Annotated in this window: 1 protein-coding gene; it reads right to left on the bottom strand. The window is 66.9% G+C overall.

Annotated features, from left to right (window positions below; translation table 11 throughout):
• A partial coding sequence (locus tag BYZ73_RS23265; protein ID WP_220086897.1) for a hypothetical protein occupies nt 1–393 on the bottom strand: 393 nt, incomplete at both ends.

The following is a 393-nucleotide window of genomic DNA, read 5'->3' on the forward strand; positions in this document are numbered from 1 at the left end:
CCGATTTCGTGGGGTCCTCGGGGTTGTAATAGATGAAGACCCGGCTGATCCGCTCATCGGGTTCGCGCGCCTGTGACAGCGAGCCCGCGACGACATGCTCGCTGTCGGAAAGGACGACGGTCGCGGTCTCGGGGCGCACGGCCTTCAGCATGATCCGCTGCGCGCGCTCGTCCCACCAGAGATTGAAGGTGCCGTCGCGGACCAACTCGCCCAGCAGCGTGTTGACGGCGGTCGGCTTGGGAACAGTGCGCGAGAAGGTATAGCCGGTCAGGTAGGTCTCGGCCTCGGCCTGCCAGGCGGCAACGTCGATGAACTCGGCCGGAACCGGCGTGTGGGCCTCCAGCAGATCGCGGGCGATGTCCCAGGCGTCCATCAGCTCGTAGCGGCCGACCC

The sequence above is a fragment of the Rhodovulum viride genome (assembly GCF_003265965.1).
Lineage (GTDB): Bacteria > Pseudomonadota > Alphaproteobacteria > Rhodobacterales > Rhodobacteraceae > Rhodovulum > Rhodovulum kholense.